The organism is Bradyrhizobium sp. RDM12, assembly GCF_051917485.1.
GTDB lineage: Bacteria > Pseudomonadota > Alphaproteobacteria > Rhizobiales > Xanthobacteraceae > Bradyrhizobium.
This window is the reverse complement of the sequence record NZ_CM133064.1, coordinates 224,746-241,934: the sequence shown is the minus strand read 5'-3', so window position 1 is coordinate 241,934 and position 17,189 is coordinate 224,746. Positions and strand designations below refer to the sequence as shown.

14 protein-coding genes and 4 pseudogenes are annotated in these 17,189 nt (G+C 60.9%); 12 read left to right on the top strand and 6 right to left on the bottom strand.

Annotated elements, in window-relative coordinates; translation table 11 throughout:
- Positions 1-18 precede the first annotated feature (18 nt).
- From ACTGJ9_RS01160 to citG, 7 genes are read left to right on the top strand one after another with little or no spacing between them, the layout of a single operon-like run.
- Positions 19-966 (top strand): AEC family transporter, encoded by a 948-nt coding sequence (locus ACTGJ9_RS01160; RefSeq protein ID WP_456675574.1) that lies wholly within the window; start codon positions 19-21, stop codon positions 964-966.
- 13 nt (positions 967-979) lie between these two features.
- A complete protein-coding gene (citC, locus tag ACTGJ9_RS01155; RefSeq protein WP_456675573.1) occupies positions 980-2,032 on the top strand; it encodes a [citrate (pro-3S)-lyase] ligase in 1,053 nt (350 codons plus the stop codon).
- The gene (citD, locus tag ACTGJ9_RS01150) at positions 2,032-2,328 is read left to right on the top strand and encodes a citrate lyase acyl carrier protein (RefSeq protein WP_456675572.1); all 297 of its coding nucleotides are present in this window, start codon (positions 2,032-2,034) and stop codon (positions 2,326-2,328) included. The genes citC and citD overlap by 1 nt, the downstream gene beginning before the upstream one ends.
- Positions 2,325-3,191: an aldolase/citrate lyase family protein gene (locus tag ACTGJ9_RS01145; protein WP_456675571.1), complete on the top strand. Its 867-nt coding sequence runs from the start codon at positions 2,325-2,327 to the stop codon at positions 3,189-3,191. Before citD ends, ACTGJ9_RS01145 begins: the two co-directional genes overlap by 4 nt.
- A gap of 14 nt (positions 3,192-3,205) precedes the next feature.
- Positions 3,206-4,741 (top strand): citrate lyase subunit alpha, encoded by a 1,536-nt coding sequence (gene citF, locus ACTGJ9_RS01140; protein ID WP_456675570.1) that lies wholly within the window; start codon positions 3,206-3,208, stop codon positions 4,739-4,741.
- A 2-nt stretch (positions 4,742-4,743) separates the two neighbouring features.
- Complete coding sequence (gene citX / locus ACTGJ9_RS01135; RefSeq protein ID WP_456675569.1) at positions 4,744-5,295, top strand: citrate lyase holo-[acyl-carrier protein] synthase; 552 nt, start codon at positions 4,744-4,746, stop codon at positions 5,293-5,295.
- The gene (gene citG, locus ACTGJ9_RS01130; protein ID WP_456675568.1) at positions 5,267-6,172 is read left to right on the top strand and encodes a triphosphoribosyl-dephospho-CoA synthase CitG; all 906 of its coding nucleotides are present in this window, start codon (positions 5,267-5,269) and stop codon (positions 6,170-6,172) included. Before citX ends, citG begins: the two co-directional genes overlap by 29 nt.
- A gap of 142 nt (positions 6,173-6,314) precedes the next feature.
- Here citG and ACTGJ9_RS01125 read toward each other — a convergent pair.
- The 3 genes and pseudogenes from ACTGJ9_RS01125 to ACTGJ9_RS01115 all read right to left on the bottom strand — a co-directional run bounded on the left by ACTGJ9_RS01125 (position 6,315) and on the right by ACTGJ9_RS01115 (position 8,971).
- Positions 6,315-7,231, bottom strand: a pseudogene (locus tag ACTGJ9_RS01125) (aldo/keto reductase).
- Between the two features lie 91 nt (positions 7,232-7,322).
- Positions 7,323-8,351 (bottom strand): NAD(P)-dependent oxidoreductase, encoded by a 1,029-nt coding sequence (locus ACTGJ9_RS01120; protein WP_456675567.1) that lies wholly within the window; start codon positions 8,349-8,351, stop codon positions 7,323-7,325.
- A 260-nt stretch (positions 8,352-8,611) separates the two neighbouring features.
- Positions 8,612-8,971: a hypothetical protein gene (locus tag ACTGJ9_RS01115; RefSeq protein ID WP_456675566.1), complete on the bottom strand. Its 360-nt coding sequence runs from the start codon at positions 8,969-8,971 to the stop codon at positions 8,612-8,614.
- A 963-nt stretch (positions 8,972-9,934) separates the two neighbouring features.
- On the opposite strand from ACTGJ9_RS01115, the gene ACTGJ9_RS01110 reads away from it, so the two are divergent.
- The 3 genes from ACTGJ9_RS01110 to ACTGJ9_RS01100 all read left to right on the top strand — a co-directional run bounded on the left by ACTGJ9_RS01110 (position 9,935) and on the right by ACTGJ9_RS01100 (position 11,911).
- On the top strand, positions 9,935-10,555 hold the full coding sequence (locus ACTGJ9_RS01110) for a DUF930 domain-containing protein (RefSeq protein WP_456675565.1): 621 nt from the start codon (positions 9,935-9,937) through the stop codon (positions 10,553-10,555).
- Between the two features lie 208 nt (positions 10,556-10,763).
- The gene (locus tag ACTGJ9_RS01105; protein WP_456675564.1) at positions 10,764-11,108 is read left to right on the top strand and encodes a hypothetical protein; all 345 of its coding nucleotides are present in this window, start codon (positions 10,764-10,766) and stop codon (positions 11,106-11,108) included.
- Between the two features lie 83 nt (positions 11,109-11,191).
- Positions 11,192-11,911 (top strand): hypothetical protein, encoded by a 720-nt coding sequence (locus tag ACTGJ9_RS01100; protein WP_456675563.1) that lies wholly within the window; start codon positions 11,192-11,194, stop codon positions 11,909-11,911.
- Positions 11,912-11,944: 33 nt separating this feature from the next.
- Here the strand turns inward: ACTGJ9_RS01100 and ACTGJ9_RS01095 are convergent.
- A pseudogene (locus ACTGJ9_RS01095) lies at positions 11,945-12,885 on the bottom strand (GlxA family transcriptional regulator).
- 269 nt (positions 12,886-13,154) lie between these two features.
- On the opposite strand from ACTGJ9_RS01095, the gene ACTGJ9_RS01090 reads away from it, so the two are divergent.
- Both ACTGJ9_RS01090 and ACTGJ9_RS01085 read left to right on the top strand, forming a co-directional pair.
- A complete protein-coding gene (locus ACTGJ9_RS01090; protein WP_456675562.1) occupies positions 13,155-14,054 on the top strand; it encodes a zinc-binding dehydrogenase in 900 nt (299 codons plus the stop codon).
- A 63-nt stretch (positions 14,055-14,117) separates the two neighbouring features.
- A pseudogene (locus ACTGJ9_RS01085) lies at positions 14,118-14,941 on the top strand (alpha/beta fold hydrolase).
- Positions 14,942-15,181: 240 nt separating this feature from the next.
- Here ACTGJ9_RS01085 and ACTGJ9_RS01080 read toward each other — a convergent pair.
- Both ACTGJ9_RS01080 and ACTGJ9_RS01075 read right to left on the bottom strand, forming a co-directional pair.
- Positions 15,182-15,496: pseudogene (locus ACTGJ9_RS01080) on the bottom strand (site-specific integrase); the annotation flags it as partial.
- Positions 15,497-16,179: 683 nt separating this feature from the next.
- Positions 16,180-17,181 carry a mechanosensitive ion channel family protein gene (locus tag ACTGJ9_RS01075; protein WP_456675561.1) on the bottom strand — a complete coding sequence of 334 codons (1,002 nt, stop codon included), beginning with the start codon at positions 17,179-17,181 and terminating at the stop codon, positions 16,180-16,182.
- Positions 17,182-17,189 lie beyond the last annotated feature (8 nt).

Sequence of the window (17,189 nt, the reverse complement as noted above, 5' to 3'; positions counted from 1 at the left end):
GACTGGCGACATGAACCCATGCTCAACACCATCGCAACGACTCTCGTGCCGGTCGCGTTCGTCATTTATCTCGGCTATCGCGCCGGAAGCCATGACGCCTTTGCGCGGACGGACCGAGCCCTGCTGACCCGGCTGGTTCTCACTTGGCTTTTGCCCCCATTGCTGCTTGCCGGAATTCTGCAGACGCCGCGCGCGGATCTGACCAACTACAGAATACCGCTGCTCTTCGTGGTGGGGCTTATGGTCCCATATCTCACGGTGCTACTCGGCTGCCGTTTCGTGCTGCGCTACGACCTGCGAACCTCCACGCTGAGGGCGAGCCTGCTCGCCTTCCCAGACATGGTGTTCATGGGAATTCCGATCCTCGGACAGTTGTTTGGACCCTCGAGCCTGTATCCTATTCTCATTGCCAATCTTGTCCCGTCCCTTCTCATTCTTCCCCTTACGACTGTGTTGCTCGAGGTTGGCTCGGAAAGGCAACAACGCGCCGGACCGCGAGCGTTCTTCAAAACGGTCACCAAGGCATTACGCGAACCACGGGTCTGGGTGCCTTTCATCGGCATTGTCCTCGTGCTTCTCGATCTGCGTATACCCGAATTCGTCATCAGCTCGTTGAATCTCGTCGGCAGCGCGACCACCGGGATTTCCCTGTTCGTCGCCGGTCTCATCATTGCCGAGGAAAGGGTTGAGCTGACGAGGGCGGTGGCCGTCGACGTTCTTATCAAGAATCTGGTGCATCCCGCCGCGATGCTGGCCGCCGTATTGGCCTTCGGAGTGAATGGCGTGCTCGCGCGGGAGGCTATCCTCCTGGCGGCGCTTCCTTCCGCCGTTATCACGACCATGTTTGCGGAAGAGCACGGCATTCTTGAGTCCGAGTCCTCGACCACAATCCTCGCGACGCGGGTGCTCGCCTTCGCCACTATCCCGATCATGATCGCGGCAACGCATCATCTGGCGGACGTCTGAAAACAGGTGCGCCATGATTGTAGTTGATGAGTTCGCCACGATCCGTCCGGATGACGCCTCCGACGAAATGGTCGAAGTCAGAAGCTTGCTGGCTGCCAATCATCTCGGGCTGGATAGCCAGGTCGAGGCATTCGTTGTGTGCCGCCGTGACGGAAGGATCGTCGCGTGCGCCGGCCTCGATCATAACGTCATCAAGTGCGTCGCCGTGGCAGATGAGTTTCGCGGTGAGTCGCTCAGCCTGCGCCTCGGCAGCGAGACGGTCAAACTGGCGGCCGAGTGTGGCCAGTTTCATCTGTTCTTGTACTCGCCCCCGCATAACCTGCCGTTTTTTCGCGGTTGGGGTTTCTATCCGTTGGTTGAGGTTCCCCAACTCGTGGTTCTGATGGAGAACAGCCCGATCGCGATCCAGGCCTACTGCGACAGGCTGCGTCAACAGCGCCGGCCGGGACGCAAGATCGGCGGCATTGTCCTGAATGCGAATCCTTTTACGCTCGGCCACCAATACTTAGTGGAGCGGGCCGCTCGCGTCTGCGATTGGCTCCATGTATTCGTGGTCAGGGAAGACGCGTCGTTGTTCTCGTACGCTGATCGCTTTCGGCTCGTGGAGGCAGGCGTAAGGCATCTCGAAAGAGTCAGCCTGCATCCAGGCTCCGAGTACATCATTTCGCGCGCGACATTTCCTGGCTATTTTCTGAAAGATCAGGCGCTTGTCGATCATAGCTGGGCCGCAATCGATCTGCTGCTGTTTCGCAAATACATCGCGCCGGCGCTGGGCATCAGCCATCGCTACGTGGGTAGCGAGCCGTTTGACACCGTTACCGAGAAATACAACGCCGACATGAAGCATTGGCTGCAGTATGCAGCCTCCTCGGCCGCCTCAGTCAGGGTGATCGAAATACCCCGGGCCTCCGTCCGCGATGTCCCCATTTCCGCATCCCAGGTCAGGCGATTGTTGGCGCGGGGGGATTTCCCCGCCATGCAGGACCTGGTCCCCGCACCGACTTTGCAATTTCTTGAGCGGACATTTTCCGCATCCCGCAACGTCACTAAGGAGATCGAAAGCTAATGAAAATCGTCAAGGAAGCTATTTCCGGCACTCTGGAATCCAGCGACGTGCTGGTCAAGGTTGCTCCAAGCGAAAACGGCACGCGCGATGTCGTGCTCAGGAGCGAGGTGATCAAACAATTCGGCAAGCAGATCAGGCTTGTCGTCGCCGACACGCTTGACAAACTTTCGGTCAGCGCTGGCTCTATCGTCATCGAGGACAAGGGCGCACTTGACTGCGTGATCCGCGCGCGCGTCCAGGCCGCGGTATTGCGCGGCTGCAGCGTGGAAGAGCTGGACTGGCGGAGGCTCGCATGAAGCTGCGCCGCAGTATGCTCTTCGTCCCCGGTGACAACGCCGCAATGCTGAGCACATCGTTTGTCTACAGGCCAGATCTGATCATGTTCGACCTGGAGGACGCCGTGTCGCCACGCGAGAAGGACTCGGCGCGGCTTTTGGTGTTTCAGGCGCTGCAGCATCCAGCTTACCGCGACATCGAGACCGTTGTGCGGGTCAATTCGCTCGAGACCGGGTTCGGACTGAAGGATCTGGAGGTCGCGGTTAGGGGCGGGGCCGACGTGGTGCGTCTGCCCAAGACGGAAAATGCTCAGGCCATTGGTGAACTCGAGGCGCACGTGGTGCGGATCGAGCAGGCGTGCGGCCGCGCGGTCGGCGACACCAAGATCATGGCGGCAATCGAGTCGGCGAGCGGTGTAGTCAATGCTGTGTCGATCGCGACGGCATCGCCTCGCATGATCGCAATCGCACTGGCGGGCTTCGATTACCTCGTCGACATGCACACCAAGCGCAGCAAGGGGTGGCAGCCTGAGTTGTTCTACGCCCGAGCCGCGGTGCTCCATGCCGCCCGCGCTGCGCGGATCGATGCCTTCGATGTGGTCTACGGCAACGTGAGTGATGACGATGGCTTCCTGCGCGAGGTCAAGATCGCGAAGCGGCTCGGTTTCAACGGCAAGTCGCTGATCCACCCTAAGCAGGTCGAGCTTCTGCACAAGGCCTATGCGCCGACTACAGAGGAAGTGAGCCGTGCGAAACGCGTCATCGCGGCGGCGGACGAGGCCCATCGAAAAGGGCTTGGGGTCGTTTCGCTGGACGGCAAGATGATCGATCCGCCCGTCATCGAAGAGGCCGAGATGACCTTGCAGCTTGCCGATGCATCCTGAAGGAAACCACGATCATGAAAGACGATGCTATGACGACCGCCATCGCGTGCCTGGCAGCGCAGGAGTCCGCGTTACCCAAGCTGCAGCCGTTCACGGGCGCGAACGCCCAGACGCCGTTTCTCGCAACCAAGGAGACGAAGTGGCACCGAAAGATCTGCCGATCGCTCGAGGAGGCTATCCAGCGGTCAGGACTGCAGGATGGGATGACCATTTCGTTTCACCATGCGTTCCGCGAAGGCGACAAGGTGGTCAACACGGTTATCGATACGCTCGCCCGGCTCGGCTTCAAGAACCTGACGCTCGCCTCGAGTTCGCTCCTGAACTGCCACGATCCGCTGGTGGAGCACATCAAGACCGGAGTCATCACGCAGATCTATACCTCCGGCATGCGCGGCAAACTGGCCGAAGCCGTCTCGAACGGGTTGATGAGGAATCCCGTTCAGATCCATTCGCATGGTGGCAGGGTTCACCTCCTGCGAACCGGGGAGCTGAAGATTGACGTCGCATTCCTCGGCGTTGCCTGCTGTGACGAGTTCGGCAACGCCAATGGATCGCATGGCAAGCTGAGTTGCGGTGCGCTCGGCTATGCCAAGGTCGACGCCGACTACGCGCGGCAGGTCCTTTTGCTCACTGAAGAGCTGGTCGACTTTCCGAATCATCCCGTCAGCATCTCGCAGGATCGCGTCGACCTGATCGTCAAGCTCGATCAGGTCGGCGATCCTTCCCTTATCAGCGTCGGTGCTGCCCGCGTCACAAACAATCCGCGTGAACTGTTGATCGCGCGCCGTGCCGCGGATGTCATCGAGCATTCCGGGTATTTCAATGACGGTTTTTCGCTGCAGACCGGCTCCGGGGCGGCATCGACGGCCGCCACCCGCTTTCTCGAAGAGCGCATGAATTGCAAAGCCATCAAGGCGAGCTTCGCGCTCGGCGGCATCACGGGAGGCATTGCCGATCTTCACAAGAAGGGCCTGATCAAGGCTGTCGTCGACGTGCAGTCGTTCGATAAGGATGCGGCGGAATCGCTTCGTACGTCCAGCGCGCATCTTGAGATCTCTGCCAATGAATACGCCAATCCGACCTCCAAGGCGGCCTATGTGGATCGCGTCAATGTGGTGATCCTGAGCGCGTTGGAGATCGATCTCGACTTCAATGTCAACGTGATCACCGGCTCCGATGGCGTCATGCGCGGCGCTTCCGGCGGCCATTGCGACGTCGCTGCTGCCGCGGATTTGACCATCGTGGTGGCGCCCCTGGTGCGTAGCCGCATTCCAACGGTGGTCCGCCGTGTGACGACACGGCTCACACCCGGCGAGTCGATCGATGTCTTGGTCACGGATCATGGGATTGCGGTGAACCCGACGCGTCCGGAAGTCGAGAAGCGGCTACGGGATGCTCGCCTGCCGATCATGACGATCGATGAGTTGCGCGAGAAGGCTGTTGAACTGACCGGCGAGCCGGAGCCGCTTGAATTCACTGAGCGCATCGTCGGCATCGTCCGTTACCGGGACGGCAGCGTCATCGATGTGGTTCGGCAGGTGAAAGGCTGACCATGCGCGCGCAGGTCCGGACGGTCAACGCGGCCGAGGTTGGTCTCGAGGAGATGCTGGCGGCCAGAGAGCAGCGGGCAACTCGCCAGGCCGCCGCCCTGGCGCGGTTTGGCAAGCCACTGGTATCCATGACCATGGTGATGCCGGGGCCGGTCAAGGGCGGCCCCTTGCCGCGGCGAGTGCTCGAGCTCGCCGTTCAGGAGATGGAGGCGGCGTGTCGCGCGAGGGGCTGGCGCATCTTGTCGCGAAAGGCCTTGTGGCAAAAGACCGGCCCTGAGGCGCTCTCCGTCATCGATGCGGACGCGGTGTCCCTAAAATTGGCGATGATCGAGCTGGAAGACCATCATCCGCTGGGCCGGCTCTGGGATCTCGACGTGATCGCGCCCGGACAAGCGCAGCTGTCGCGTCAAAGTTTGGGGGAGTCGCCGCGCCGGTGCCTGGCATGCGGCCGGCCGGCCCGCGTGTGCGGCCGCTCGCGCCGGCATCCGCTCGGGCAGCTCCTAACCACGATAGGTAGGATCGTTCATGAATATGATCTTCGCGCAGTCACTTAGTGCACCCTCCTATTCGGGCCGGCGCGGACGTGAGGCGTGCATTGGCGATGCCACTGCCGAATATGCCGATCAGGCGCTGCTCACAGAGCTTATGCTCACGCCAAAGCCCGGCTTGGTTGATCGCCGCAATTCCGGTGCTCACCGTGACATGAATATCGACACATTCCTGGCCAGCGCACGGGCCATTGCTCCCTGGTGGTCGCGGTTCGTGGCGCTAGGTTATTCGAGCGCGCATGTCAGCGCGGGCGCCGCGTTGCCTCTGGTGCGTCCCACCGGCGTGCTGTGCGAGCAAGCGATGTTTCGGGCAACGAGCGGAGTCAACACGCACAAGGGGGCGATCTTTTCGCTCGGCCTGCTCTGCTTTTCGGCCGGTCGTCTCCAAGCCCGCGGTACAGAAGTGACCAGAAAGCGCTTGTGCGGTGAGGTTGCCCATATCTGCGTCGGTCTGGTCGATCGAGAGCTCAACCGCACCGCTCCGACGCAAACGGCAGGCGAGCGTGTCTTCCGACGTTTTGGATTCGCGGGGGCCAGGGGTGAAGCGGCCTCCGGTTTTGCCACGGTGCGCACGGCCGCACTGCCGGTCTATGACCGCGTGCGGGAGGACGGTCTCGACGAGGGCACGGCGCTTTTGCACGTGCTGCTGCACCTGCTCGCGGTCAACAATGACACCAATCTTATATCACGCGGAGGTCTCGCCGGCCTTGACTATGTCCAGGCTTACGCCAGACGGCTTCTGCGAGACGGAGGCGTTCTAGCGCCCGGCGGGGTGGAGAAGATGGCGCTATTTGATGATGCACTGATCGCGGGTCACCTCAGCCCGGGCGGGACCGCAGATCTGCTGGGTCTGACCTGGTTCCTGGCTCAATTTCCCAAATGAAGGCAGGGGTTGCGCGAGCTGCTTGCGGTCTCTGCTCTCGAGGGCCATTCTCGACCGCTTGGCCAACATCAATAAGGCGGTGCCGTTGACGTGCAGGTAGGCGAGGAGCGTTGGATCGAGCGCGACGTCGCCTCTTTGTCGGTTAGGCCGCCCTATTGCGGGCCGGCGGTGACATGAATTCGGGCCCGACTGGATCGCGGATGGTGGCTTCGAGGATGCGATCGATCTCCGCTTTCGCCGCGGCGTCGATACGCCATCCGCTTATCTGGTCCACCGGTTGCAACTGGTCTGGATGGCGGGCGCCCCACAGCGAGCTCGTAATTCCCTGGTCAAGCATCCAGCGGATCGCCAAATGGATGACGCGCTTGCCGAACCGTTTTTGAGCGAGGTCGTCAAGTTGTCCGACTGCGGCAAGATATTGTGCAAAACGAGGCTGCCCGAACTTCGGATCGCTGCCGCGAAGGTCATCGCCTGTAAACGCTACTTCAGCGCGCATGCGGCCGGATAGGAGGCCACGGCACAGCGCGCCATAACCGAAGGTCGCAATGTTGTTTTCGCGACAGTAGGGCAAAATTTCTGCCTCGATGCCGCGCTCGAAGAGATTGTAGGGGGCTGCACGACATGAAGTGGCGCAACCCTACGGAAGCGCTCCATCTGCATCACCGAAAAATTGCTGACGCCGATTGCGCGGATCTTGCCCTGCCGCAGCAAACTGTCCATCGCCTCGGCAGTCTCTTCGATCTCCACAAGGGGATCCGGCCAGTGTACCTGGTAGACGTCGATATAATCGGTTCGAAGCCGTCGCAAGGAGTCGGCGACCTCCTTCAGGATGCGTGCTCGGGAGGCGTTGCGGGACACGCGTCCCTGGCTCCACTCAAGACCGACCTTGGTTGCAATGACCACGCGTGCGCGCAGGTCGCCTTCTGCGAGCGCCTGGCCAACGAGCTCCTCGGAGTGCCCAAATCCGTAGGCGGGAGCGGTGTCGATCACGTTGATGCCGCGATTGATGGCGGTCCGGATCGTCGCGATCGATTCGGTCTCGTCGGTCTCGCCCCACATCCAACCGCCGATCGCCCAGGTGCCAAGTGCCACGCGTGACACGTTAATGGTCGTGCCGGGAATGTTGATGTGTTCCATTTGCAGCTCACTCTTATAGGGTCGATCGAGCATGAAGCGCCTCCTGTTGTGTTGGGCTTTCGAGCTTTGCGGTTGGAAGAGATTTCCCGCGTGCGCCGCTCAGTCCGGCCTCCTCGGAGGCCAGCAAGCCAAGCGCAGACCAGTCCAGCTCAGAATATCCGCGCGCTATCCCGGTGATGAAGCGATCGCGAACGACGCTGAGAGTTGGCATTGGCACGCCTGCCTGCTCCGCCTCCTGGAGCACCAGCCGCATGTCCTTGAGCGCGAGTGGGAACACGAGGCCGCCGGTGCGGTATTGTTGTCCTGCGATCTTGCTGCCATAAATTTGATGGAAACGGCTTCCGAACATTGTGCCGGTCATAATGGCCAGCAGTTCCTCGGCATCGAGCCCGCGTTTGCGGACGAGCGCACAGATCTCCCCCAGGATTTCCAGATTGGCCGCGATCATGGCGTTGCCGGCCAGTTTGATCAAGTTGGCCGTCGCCGGAGTGCTGCCCACGACAAACGTATGCTGGCCGAGCACATCGAACATCGGCTGGCAGCGCGCGAGCTCCGGCGGCGCGCCGGCTGCAATGACAAACAGTTGGCGGGCCTTCGCGGCATCAGGATTTCCAAACACGGGGGCTGCAACATAGCTCTGGCCGTTTCGTGCGTGTTCGCTGGCCAGTTGGGACGCCGTTGTGGGGCTGATCGTGCTCATCGAGAGATGGATTGCGCGCGGCATCAAGCCCATGAGCAGGCCGGCAATGCCGAGATCCTTCCGACCGAACGCGATCTGTTGAACGGCTGCATCGTCAGGCAGCATGCTGATCACCAGCTCACACTCGAACAAGTCGCTAAAGGTTGTCGTCGGCTCAAGGCCGAGCGCCGCGAGGATTCGTTTTTGCTCCGGGCGCCGGACATAGGCGACCACTTCTTGACCGGCAGCGACGAGATTTGCCGCCATCGCCGTCCCCATGCGTCCGAGACCGATAAAACCGATCCGGCCTGCGTGCGGCGCGTGTTGCCGACCAGTCCCCCAATTCGCCTCTGCACTGGCCATTGACCGCTCTATCCTAATGTTTGTTTGTGAGACCGGATCGTCACGCCGTCGGGCAGATTTCAGGGCCGACGTCCCGAACACCGAGTTGGTGGCGCCGGAGGCAAATCCAATTAAAAAAGAGTTCAGGTGGCGGGAGGCCGTTTGATCCTGGCGAGAGCGAGTGCGACCCCTCTGCTCCGAGGTGCCTCCACCGAACGAGGCGGCAAGGATCGTCACGGCAGCGGAAACCCTCCACCCGATACAGTGGGTCCTTCTCGCGGTCAGCCGCAGTATGGTGGCCAGAGATTGCGCGGACGACCATAGTAAAGATCGTAGCAGTTAAGACCGTTGTCGAAGATAGCACCGTATCTCGGCCAGACGCCGCCGAACCGGTGCATGGAATCGTGGTGTAAACCCGAACCATAGGCGCCCACATGATTACCCGGGCCGATGCGGCCGCCGCCGAAACCACCCATGTGGGTGCCACCGATTGCACCCACATGGACACCTCCACCGAAACCGCCCATATGACCACCTCCAAAGCCGCCCATGTGGCCGCCACCACCACGTGCCTCTGCTGTCGCCGTAAGCAGGCTTGCCGCAAGTGTCGTCGTAGCCAGCATTGTCAATAGTCGTTTCATCACGTCGTTTCCTTAGTTGGGCAAAGCACCAGATTTCAGTGTTTCGACCTCAGATCGAAGTTTCTCTCTCCGAAATGCAGCACCGGTATTTGCGTCTCTGTCAGCAAGTGCGATCTCGGCTGGCCATTGAAAGGAACATCCTCTCACGCTGTTTCAAAATGACGGGAGGACCTCGATAGAACGAGCGATCACCGATTTGTTAGCTTTCGGCTTTCGTGCTGCCGCACGCTTGCACGCGCTTCCAATTTTCCCGACGAATCAGCGGCATTCGACAAGCGCTTGATGTGGCGCGTTGTCTGACGGACGAAAAGCCGTGGTCCTCTGCCGACGGGATGGATGTCATTGCGAGAAGCTCACGATGCGTTGAATGATCGCGAGCCACTCGTGCGTTTGGAAGCCTCGTATCTGCTCGCATCTCGTCTGGAGCGGCCCAAACGTCCAGGGCCGCTTGCATCCCGAGAAAAAGTATATGACCAAAATCAAGCTTGTGGCGGGTGCATTGATTGCTACCGCCATGCTCGCAACACCCGGCGCGGCTCGCGAGAGTAACCTTGCTCAGCGGCACGTGACGCGCGAAACCAATCTGGGCGCTTTCAACGGCTTCCCATCTGTGGACAGGCGGGCGGGTACTCCAACGCAGCACGTTGATTCATCAGAGACAGCCCCGGGGGCGTTTGCGACTTCGGCGACAACCCGATGATCTGCTGATACTGGCATATTCCGGCATGGGGCGAGTCTCAAGGTCGGTTAGGAGATCACTGCTAAAGCCGGACGCGCGTCCAACCGGACAAGGTGGTGGGAGGCGCCATCCAGCCAAACACGGATCGGATGCCCCGAAGAAGTGATCATGGCAATGTTGGCCAAGGATGTAGCGGTCGAGAGTGTCGCTCCCTGGTCATCGGGGCTGCACACCGATCTCCGCCAGCACGCAACCGGCATTTCATCAAGTGCAATCAGCCAAAGGTGACGAGGCTCGTCAAGCTCAGTTGGAATTTTCTGATTGCCGTGGCAAGCGAAGCTCTCGCCAAAGCAATCCGTTTATCGGCAACGAAGACGTCGACGGTCCCTCTCGAAAAGGGCAGTTGCTGCAGCATAGCGAAAGCCTACTCGCAGCAACGTATCATCTATCGCCGCAAGATGGGCACATTTCTCCCTTTTCCAGTTCCTTATCTGGAGCCAATCACTGTGAAATCGTTCCTTCTTTTGTCGGTCGCCCTCGCCGCGACGGCCTTGGTCTCGTCACAAGCGGTTGGGCGAACCATTTCCGATGAGCAAATGATGAAGCTGGATCTCGGGGCCCGCGTCGAGCAACGCTGCAACAGGCGCGCGATGGGTCTTGTTGGACGCGAGCACCGCGGCTTCCACCCGGACGAACTCGTTGCCTACGCTTACGGTGATCCTCGAAGCTCAGGCGCCGTCGTTGATGCGTCAGGAGCGGCTGTCCGGAGCGGCAACGCCTGGTATCACCTCGCCTATTCGTGCCAGACCTCAGCCGATGGCCTCAAGATCGAACGGTTCAAATACTCGCTCGGCGGTGCCATCCCCAAAGGCGATTGGGCCGAACATTACCTCGTTGCACCTTGAGCCTACGTTTTGAAACGCCGGTTGACGCGTTTCTCCTGGTTCGGGCTGGTCGCGGCTTCGTGGCGCTGCGTTTGCGATTGATCTCGTTCTGCCGCTCACCATGCGCAAGCATAGCCCTAGTCCGACGCATTCTGCCTAAAGAACCTTCTGGGATGCCGCAGAGTGTCGGTCGTGGCCCGACGGCCGCTCGTGGGCAAGCAGGGTCGACATGAGCACATTCGAGTGGTACAAACACCAAATCTTCCGTTTGGTTAAATCGTTGATTTTGTTGAAGTTTGGTGAAGTGATGTCCAGTCCGGCCCTGGGCACCAAAGCCACGCTTTTTCCACGCTGGAGCACGATCTTGTACGCTCGCGTTCGCTCGATGACTGATGCGGCGGGCGCTCGCGGATTTCTCCTCCTTACGGCTTGCTATCCGTTCAAATCCAACCGTGCTTCCGCACGCGTCGACCAGGTCGAAACGGACGTACCAACGTCTAAAATCAGCGCATTCGGCTGTGAGAGGCATCTGGAGGGCCCGGCCCGCGGTCGTGTCTGGAATCAAGGCATCTAAGTCGTTCGGCAGGCTTGGCCGAGCATCTAGGTTCCCGCGACAGAGGCCGCGCGACCTGCGCGGCTGCCGCAGGAGCGCAACCAATGAAGCAACTCAAGGATTTTGCCATCGAAGCTCATGGAGGCCTCGACCGCTGGCGGCAGTTCGAGCGGGTGTCTGCCGATCTCGTCCAAGGCGGCGTGCTGTGGTCATTGAAGGGACATGACGGCACCCTCGAGCAAACCAATGTCACCGTGGGTCTTAGGACGGAATGGGCGTCGCACGCCCCGTTCGGCAACGCCAATCGGCGCTCCCGGTTTGAGCCGAGCCGGGTGGCGCTGGAAAGTGAGAACGGGACGGTTCTCAAAGAACTGCTTCAGCCGCGGGCAAGCTTTGCCGGCCATGAGTTGCAAACGCCGTGGACAGAACTGCAACTCGCCTACTTCGCCGGCTGCGCCATGTGGACCTATCTGAACATGCCGTTCCTGCTTGCGTGGCCGGGAGTCGAGACCGAGGAACTGGAGCCCTGGCCGACCGCTACCGGCGACTGGCGCCGCCTCGCCGTGCGATTTCCGGCCGGGGTCGCGACGCACAGCACCGTGCAGACGCTCTATTTCGACGCCGAGGGGCTGCTGAAGCGCCACGACTACGATGTCGAGATTTCCGGCAACACGCCCGGCGCGCACATCATCGAAGCATACGCAGAAGTCTCGGGCATCAAATTCCCGACCAGGCGCCGGATCTATGCCCGTCAGCCGGACGGCAGTTTCAGCACCGAGCCCCTTGTCGTCTCGATTGATCTCTCCAACATCCGCCTCAGTTAGCCACGCGCGCGTCTGTCCGGGCCGGTCGCCAGGCTAGAGCATGGCGAGCGGTCCGGCGTCATTGCGGATGGCTCTGGGGACCTCTCCAAGCACGCGAGCAAACGCCAGACGCATCCGTTCCCGGTTCGCAAACCCCACTTCGCGGGCGATGAGCTCGATCGGCAACCGGCTCTGTTCGAGCATCAACTTCGCGGCTTCGACTCGCAGTGCTTCCACCGCCTTCGCTGGCGTGGTGCCGGTTTGCGCCCGGAACAGTCGCGTGAACTGCCGGGGACTGAGGCACGCGGCCTCAGCAAGCTCGTCAAGAGTGAGACTTTCGGCGAGGTTCTGACGAGCGTAGTTCAGCGCGCGTGGACCCTGTCTTCATTCGTGGCGAGGTCCAGCAAAGTGGAATGCTGGGACTGGCCGCCGGAGCGGCGATGGTACATGACCATGCCCTTTGCGACCGAGCGGGCGATCTCAGACCCGTGGTCGCGCTCTATCATGCCTATGACGAGGTCCGTCCCCGCCGTCATACCGGCCGACGTCCAGATCGGGCCATCCGCGATGAAGATTTTGTCCATATCGACATTGCAGCTGGGGAAACGGTCCTGCAGTGCCTGCGCATAGCGCCAATGGGTCGTGGCGCGCCGGCCGTTCAGTAGCCCTGCGTCTCCCAGCACGAATGAACCGAGGCAGATGGCGGCAACCCGTCGTGCGTCGCGAGCGGCGGTGCGAAGCAGCCTGACCAGACCCGGCGACGACGTCGGTATCTCGAGGCCCGCAGCGACGATCAGCGTGTCATACGGAGCATCGTCGAACGCCTCCGTATTGACTTGCATGCCGGATGTTGCGGCAACCAGCCCGCCTTCCTCCGAGAGGACATGGATGTCGTAGATCTTCTCGCCGGCTTGCTTGTTGGCCACGTCGAACGCGGCGACGGCCCCGAAGCAGATGGGCTGGAAAGTCGGGCAAAGAACAAGACCGATTTTCATGTCATTTCCGTAACGGTTTCTCTCAGTCGTAATAATTGGTCGAGCGACATTTCGCCATCTTCAATGGCCGGAATGATGGCATCTACGTCCTGTCGCGTGCGGGAGGACGCTGATAGCGCTGTGATCCGGTTTTCAGGCGCTGGAGCTTCCATGTCGAACCATCCGAGAACATACAGAGCTGTTCAGGCCATCGCGCCGGGACAGCTTGAACTGACAGAAAAGCCGCTTGTCGACCCCGGCCCAGGACAGATACGCCTTCGCGTCGAGGCTTGCGGCGTCTGTCACCTGACGCCGCGACGGTCGAAGGGGCTTTCCCGATCAAATGGCCGCGCGTGCCGGGGCACGAGGCGGTAGGCGTGATCGATGCGGTCGGCAGCAACGTCGAAGGTTGGACGCTTGGACAGCGCGTCGGCGTCGGATTCCTCGGAGGCAGCTGCGGATATTGCGAGGAGTGCCGCAGGGGCGATCTCGTGAATTGCCGGAATCAGGAGTTCACCGGCATTCATCGCGACGGGGGCTACGCGCAGTATATGCTCGTGCGCACGAGTGGCCTCGTGTCCATTCCTGAAGGGCTCGCATCGGAAGACGCCGCACCCCTGCTGTGCGCCGGGCTCACCACCTTCAGCGCGTTGCGCAACTCGCCAGCTCGCGCCGGCGATCTTGTCGCTGTGATCGGCGTCGGCGGCCTAGGACATCTTGCCGTGCAGTTTGCCCGGCGCATGGGCTTCGAGGTCGTGGCGATCGGGCGCGGACCTGACAAGGGTGGTCTCGCCGAAAAGCTGGGCGCCCACCACTATGTCGACAGCTCGACCGCCGTGGTTGCTTCCGCGTTGCAGGATCTGGGCGGTGCCCATCTCGTCGTCGTCACCGCATCAGCTGGGAGGGCCGTGGCCGACGCGGTGAAGGGACTTCGGCCGCGCGGCCGGATCATTGCGCTCGGCGCATCTCCCGAACCAGTAGAGATCGCCACCTCCGACCTCCTGTTCGGCGGCCGCTCCATCGAGGGCGCCCTGACCGGCGATCCCGCGACCGCCGATGCCACGTTGCGGTTCAGCTCGCTTACGGGCGTCGCTGCCATGATCGAGACCATGCCGCTGGAACGCGCGCCGGAAGCCTATCGCCAGATGATGGCGGGCGAAGCCCGCTTCCGCATCGTCCTCACCATGTAAATGCGCTGCCAATCATCCGGATCGGTCCCGTACCGAGCGATGCAGCTTCACAAAGGAATAGTCATGTCACTCGAAACCGCACGAACAGAGCACCTGAACGTCGGCGATGTCCGCTTTGCCTTCCGGCGGCTCGGCCCGACGACCGGGACGCCGCTCGTCCTGCTCCAGCACTTTACCGGGACGATGGATGCCTGGGATCCGGCAGTGGTGAACAGTCTTGCCGAAACGCGGCCGGTCATTGCCTTCAACAACCTCGGCATCGGCACCTCCACCAGCCGGACGCCGGACACGGTGGAGCAGATGGCGGCCGATGCCGAGTCATTCGTGCGCGGCCTTGTCTTGCCGAAAGTCGATCTTCTCGGCTTCTCCTCGGCGGCATGATCGCTCAGGTCCTCGCCGGGCAGCACCCCCGCCTGATCCGCAAATTCGTCATCGCGGGCGCAGCCCCGCGCGGGGGCGAAGAACATCTCCTCGCCGTGGTCGAGGAAGCCTTCGCACGAGGCGCGCCGGATGTGCGGCTGCCCCTGTTCTTCACACCCTCCGAAGAAAGTCAGCGGGCCGGCCGCGCCTTCGTCGCCCGTGCGACCGTGCGCAACGAGGATCGTGATCCGGACAGCAATGATGATGTCAGCGAGCCGCAGGCGAAGGCAATCATCGGCTGGTGCGCGAGCAAGGATGAAGGCGAAGCGACGCTCCGCGCCATCTCGCAGCCTGCGCTCATCGTGCACGGCAGCGACGACACCATGTTTCCAAGCATCAATGCGTACAGCACGTTCAAAGCGATGAAGAACGCACAGCTCGTTCTCTATCAGGACTCAGGCCACGGAGCACTGTTCCAGTATCCGGCGAGGTTCGTCGCCCATTGCCGAACCTTCCTGGACGAGTGAGGGACGAAGCAGATGCGTGAACTTCAGCAGCAATTGACCGAGGCGCACGGCGGATGCTTCCCGCGGGCTCGGCCCCCGATTGTCCGTTTCCCGACGCAGCAAAACTCGGCCACTCTCCAAGCGCTCACGCCACCATGCTGAGGACAAACAGCGGTTCGTCGTGTCGGTGGTTGCGTATGATTCCTCCCTAGGCACCGGCGCCATCAGACGAACGAATTCGGAAGACCGCTCGATGATCCCTTACGCTCGTTTTCCCATCCGCACCACGTTTCCATCACTCCGCGGCACCAGGGACACGACTGCCGCTCTTGCGAGTTCTTCCAGGGCGGTCGCAATGTATTTCGCGTAGTGCCGCTCGATCATTTTGACTGAGGTGTTGTGCAGTTTCGCGACCTGTTGGATGGGCAGGCCCTTTCGAAGACCGCGCACGATGCTCGAGTGCCGCAAAGCATATGGAATCAGCTCCGGCATACCGGCGCGCTCGCGAATGGCTTTCCAGGGACGTGCAAGTTCGCTTCTTTTCCACGGACCGCGTTCAGAGTTCTTCCACGAGATACCGTTCGAGCCATTATTTGGCCCTCTCAAGGCCGAAAAATGGCTCCTAAGTAACCACTTGGAACAGCAATTTGAGATGGTTGCAGGTCCCGGCTTAGAACCTACGTGCGGGTCGGCCTCGGTTCACTCGGAGGGGCACCCAAGAACGGGTACCGCGCGAGTAGGCTGTGCCGGCACTGCGGCGGCTGGGCTCCCGACCCTGGGGGCGATGCGTACCAGCATCGGATAGAGCATGGCTTATTCGATCAACACAGCTGCGGCCGTTCTACTTGAGAACCCCGCAACGAAATCGCAACGAATTGGGTGAAACGAACGTGAACAAAACAAGATGGGAGCGACCGCCACACAAGAAACATCAATAACTTAGAGCATGCTCACTGCGTTCGGGACGCAGGGCATCCCTCAGTCAGATCGCAACTTGGACCGAATGTCGGTATCGGTGGTTGCGCCTCCTTGATTTGAACGTACCGTCCGACAAGTTTAGGCGACGATCGGGGAATCTTAGATCTGCGGCGTGTGGGGAAAAGCGGTAGGCGCTCTCCCGCTACCAAATGGCTCTTAGCGACTTGATGGTATGCTGACAGGACATTGTTCTACGTCCAATGTGGCTGCCGGATGCCACAGGACGGCATGGACACATCTCCTACGCGCATCGTCTATACCGTGATGCGGAAAAGTAAGCGTTAACCTTGAGCCCGGGCATTCAGTGATGGGGGCCCTGGCATAAGGATGAGGCATGTAGTTGGTACCGCCAACGAAAGGCCGTTTGCTCCACACCGGCTATGGAGCAGTTCGATAATCTCGTTCTTTGCAGCCGTTCCGATCGCCAGGCTGCCGACGCGGAATTGCAATTCCGCTTCGATGACGATCGCGTCGATGGTCTTCAGGGCGACGACCGGCGGCGGGATCCTGACGATGCATGTGCTGGCTTCCAGCACGGACCGCAGAATGTCCTCAATTAAGCTTGGCCTCTGCGTTGCCGCGACGCGGACGCTCAACGCGATCAGGTGAGTCTCGTCAGGGCGACTGAGATTTGTCACGCCCTGCCGCGCCAGAACACTGTTCGGTAACACGACGACATTGTTCGCGCCGGTCAGCAGGTTGGTAGAGCGCCAGTTGGTCTCGGTGACCCGGCCTTCGGTGCCGTCGCTCAACCGGATCCAGTCACCCAGCACATAGGCTTTGCCGAGCGTCAGGGCGATGCCGGAAAAGACATCGCCCAACGTATTCTGCAATGCGAGGCCGAAAATAACCGCAACGACGCCGGAGGTCGTCAGCAAGGTGCCTAGCGGCATGCCAAAAACGAAGCGGATGACCGAAAGCGTTGCACCGAGATAGATAGTGGCGACGGCCATATCCTGAATGAGATGTGCTTCGCGTGGCTTGCCGATCAGTCTGACATAGATGTGGAAAAAGCCGATAATCGTCCATGCGAGGTGGGTCCACCAAAGAATCCCCGCCAGTTTCAAGAGGAGAGCCGCAAAGCCCTGCGTTGACAGACCATCGGTCCGATGCGGAGCAATTCCTGCCATGTAGAGCACGAGGCTCATGCCGGCGAAGAACAGGTTCTGCACGATCAGTCGCCCTGTCTGGCGGCTTCGTCCCTGAATATGCCAGATACAGATGCCGGCGATTCCCAGGACATCGATCAAAATCGACGGCAGCAAGTTGTCATCGCCAGACATCGTAGGGA

Excerpts from the sequence above, each read along its gene's own strand:
- ACTGJ9_RS01160 (WP_456675574.1), top strand. The coding sequence starts at position 19 with ATGCTCAACACCATCGCAACGACTCTCGTGCCGGTCGCGTTCGTCATT.
- ACTGJ9_RS01075 (WP_456675561.1), bottom strand. The coding sequence starts at position 17,181 with ATGTCTGGCGATGACAACTTGCTGCCGTCGATTTTGATCGATGTCCTG.
- ACTGJ9_RS01145 (WP_456675571.1), top strand. The coding sequence starts at position 2,325 with ATGAAGCTGCGCCGCAGTATGCTCTTCGTCCCCGGTGACAACGCCGCA.
- citF (WP_456675570.1), top strand. The coding sequence starts at position 3,206 with ATGAAAGACGATGCTATGACGACCGCCATCGCGTGCCTGGCAGCGCAG.
- ACTGJ9_RS01105 (WP_456675564.1), top strand. The coding sequence starts at position 10,764 with ATGAGCACATTCGAGTGGTACAAACACCAAATCTTCCGTTTGGTTAAA.
- ACTGJ9_RS01115 (WP_456675566.1), bottom strand. The coding sequence starts at position 8,971 with ATGAAACGACTATTGACAATGCTGGCTACGACGACACTTGCGGCAAGC.
- ACTGJ9_RS01100 (WP_456675563.1), top strand. The coding sequence starts at position 11,192 with ATGAAGCAACTCAAGGATTTTGCCATCGAAGCTCATGGAGGCCTCGAC.
- citC (WP_456675573.1), top strand. The coding sequence starts at position 980 with ATGATTGTAGTTGATGAGTTCGCCACGATCCGTCCGGATGACGCCTCC.
- ACTGJ9_RS01120 (WP_456675567.1), bottom strand. The coding sequence starts at position 8,351 with ATGGCCAGTGCAGAGGCGAATTGGGGGACTGGTCGGCAACACGCGCCG.
- citG (WP_456675568.1), top strand. The coding sequence starts at position 5,267 with ATGAATATGATCTTCGCGCAGTCACTTAGTGCACCCTCCTATTCGGGC.
- citD (WP_456675572.1), top strand. The coding sequence starts at position 2,032 with ATGAAAATCGTCAAGGAAGCTATTTCCGGCACTCTGGAATCCAGCGAC.
- citX (WP_456675569.1), top strand. The coding sequence starts at position 4,744 with ATGCGCGCGCAGGTCCGGACGGTCAACGCGGCCGAGGTTGGTCTCGAG.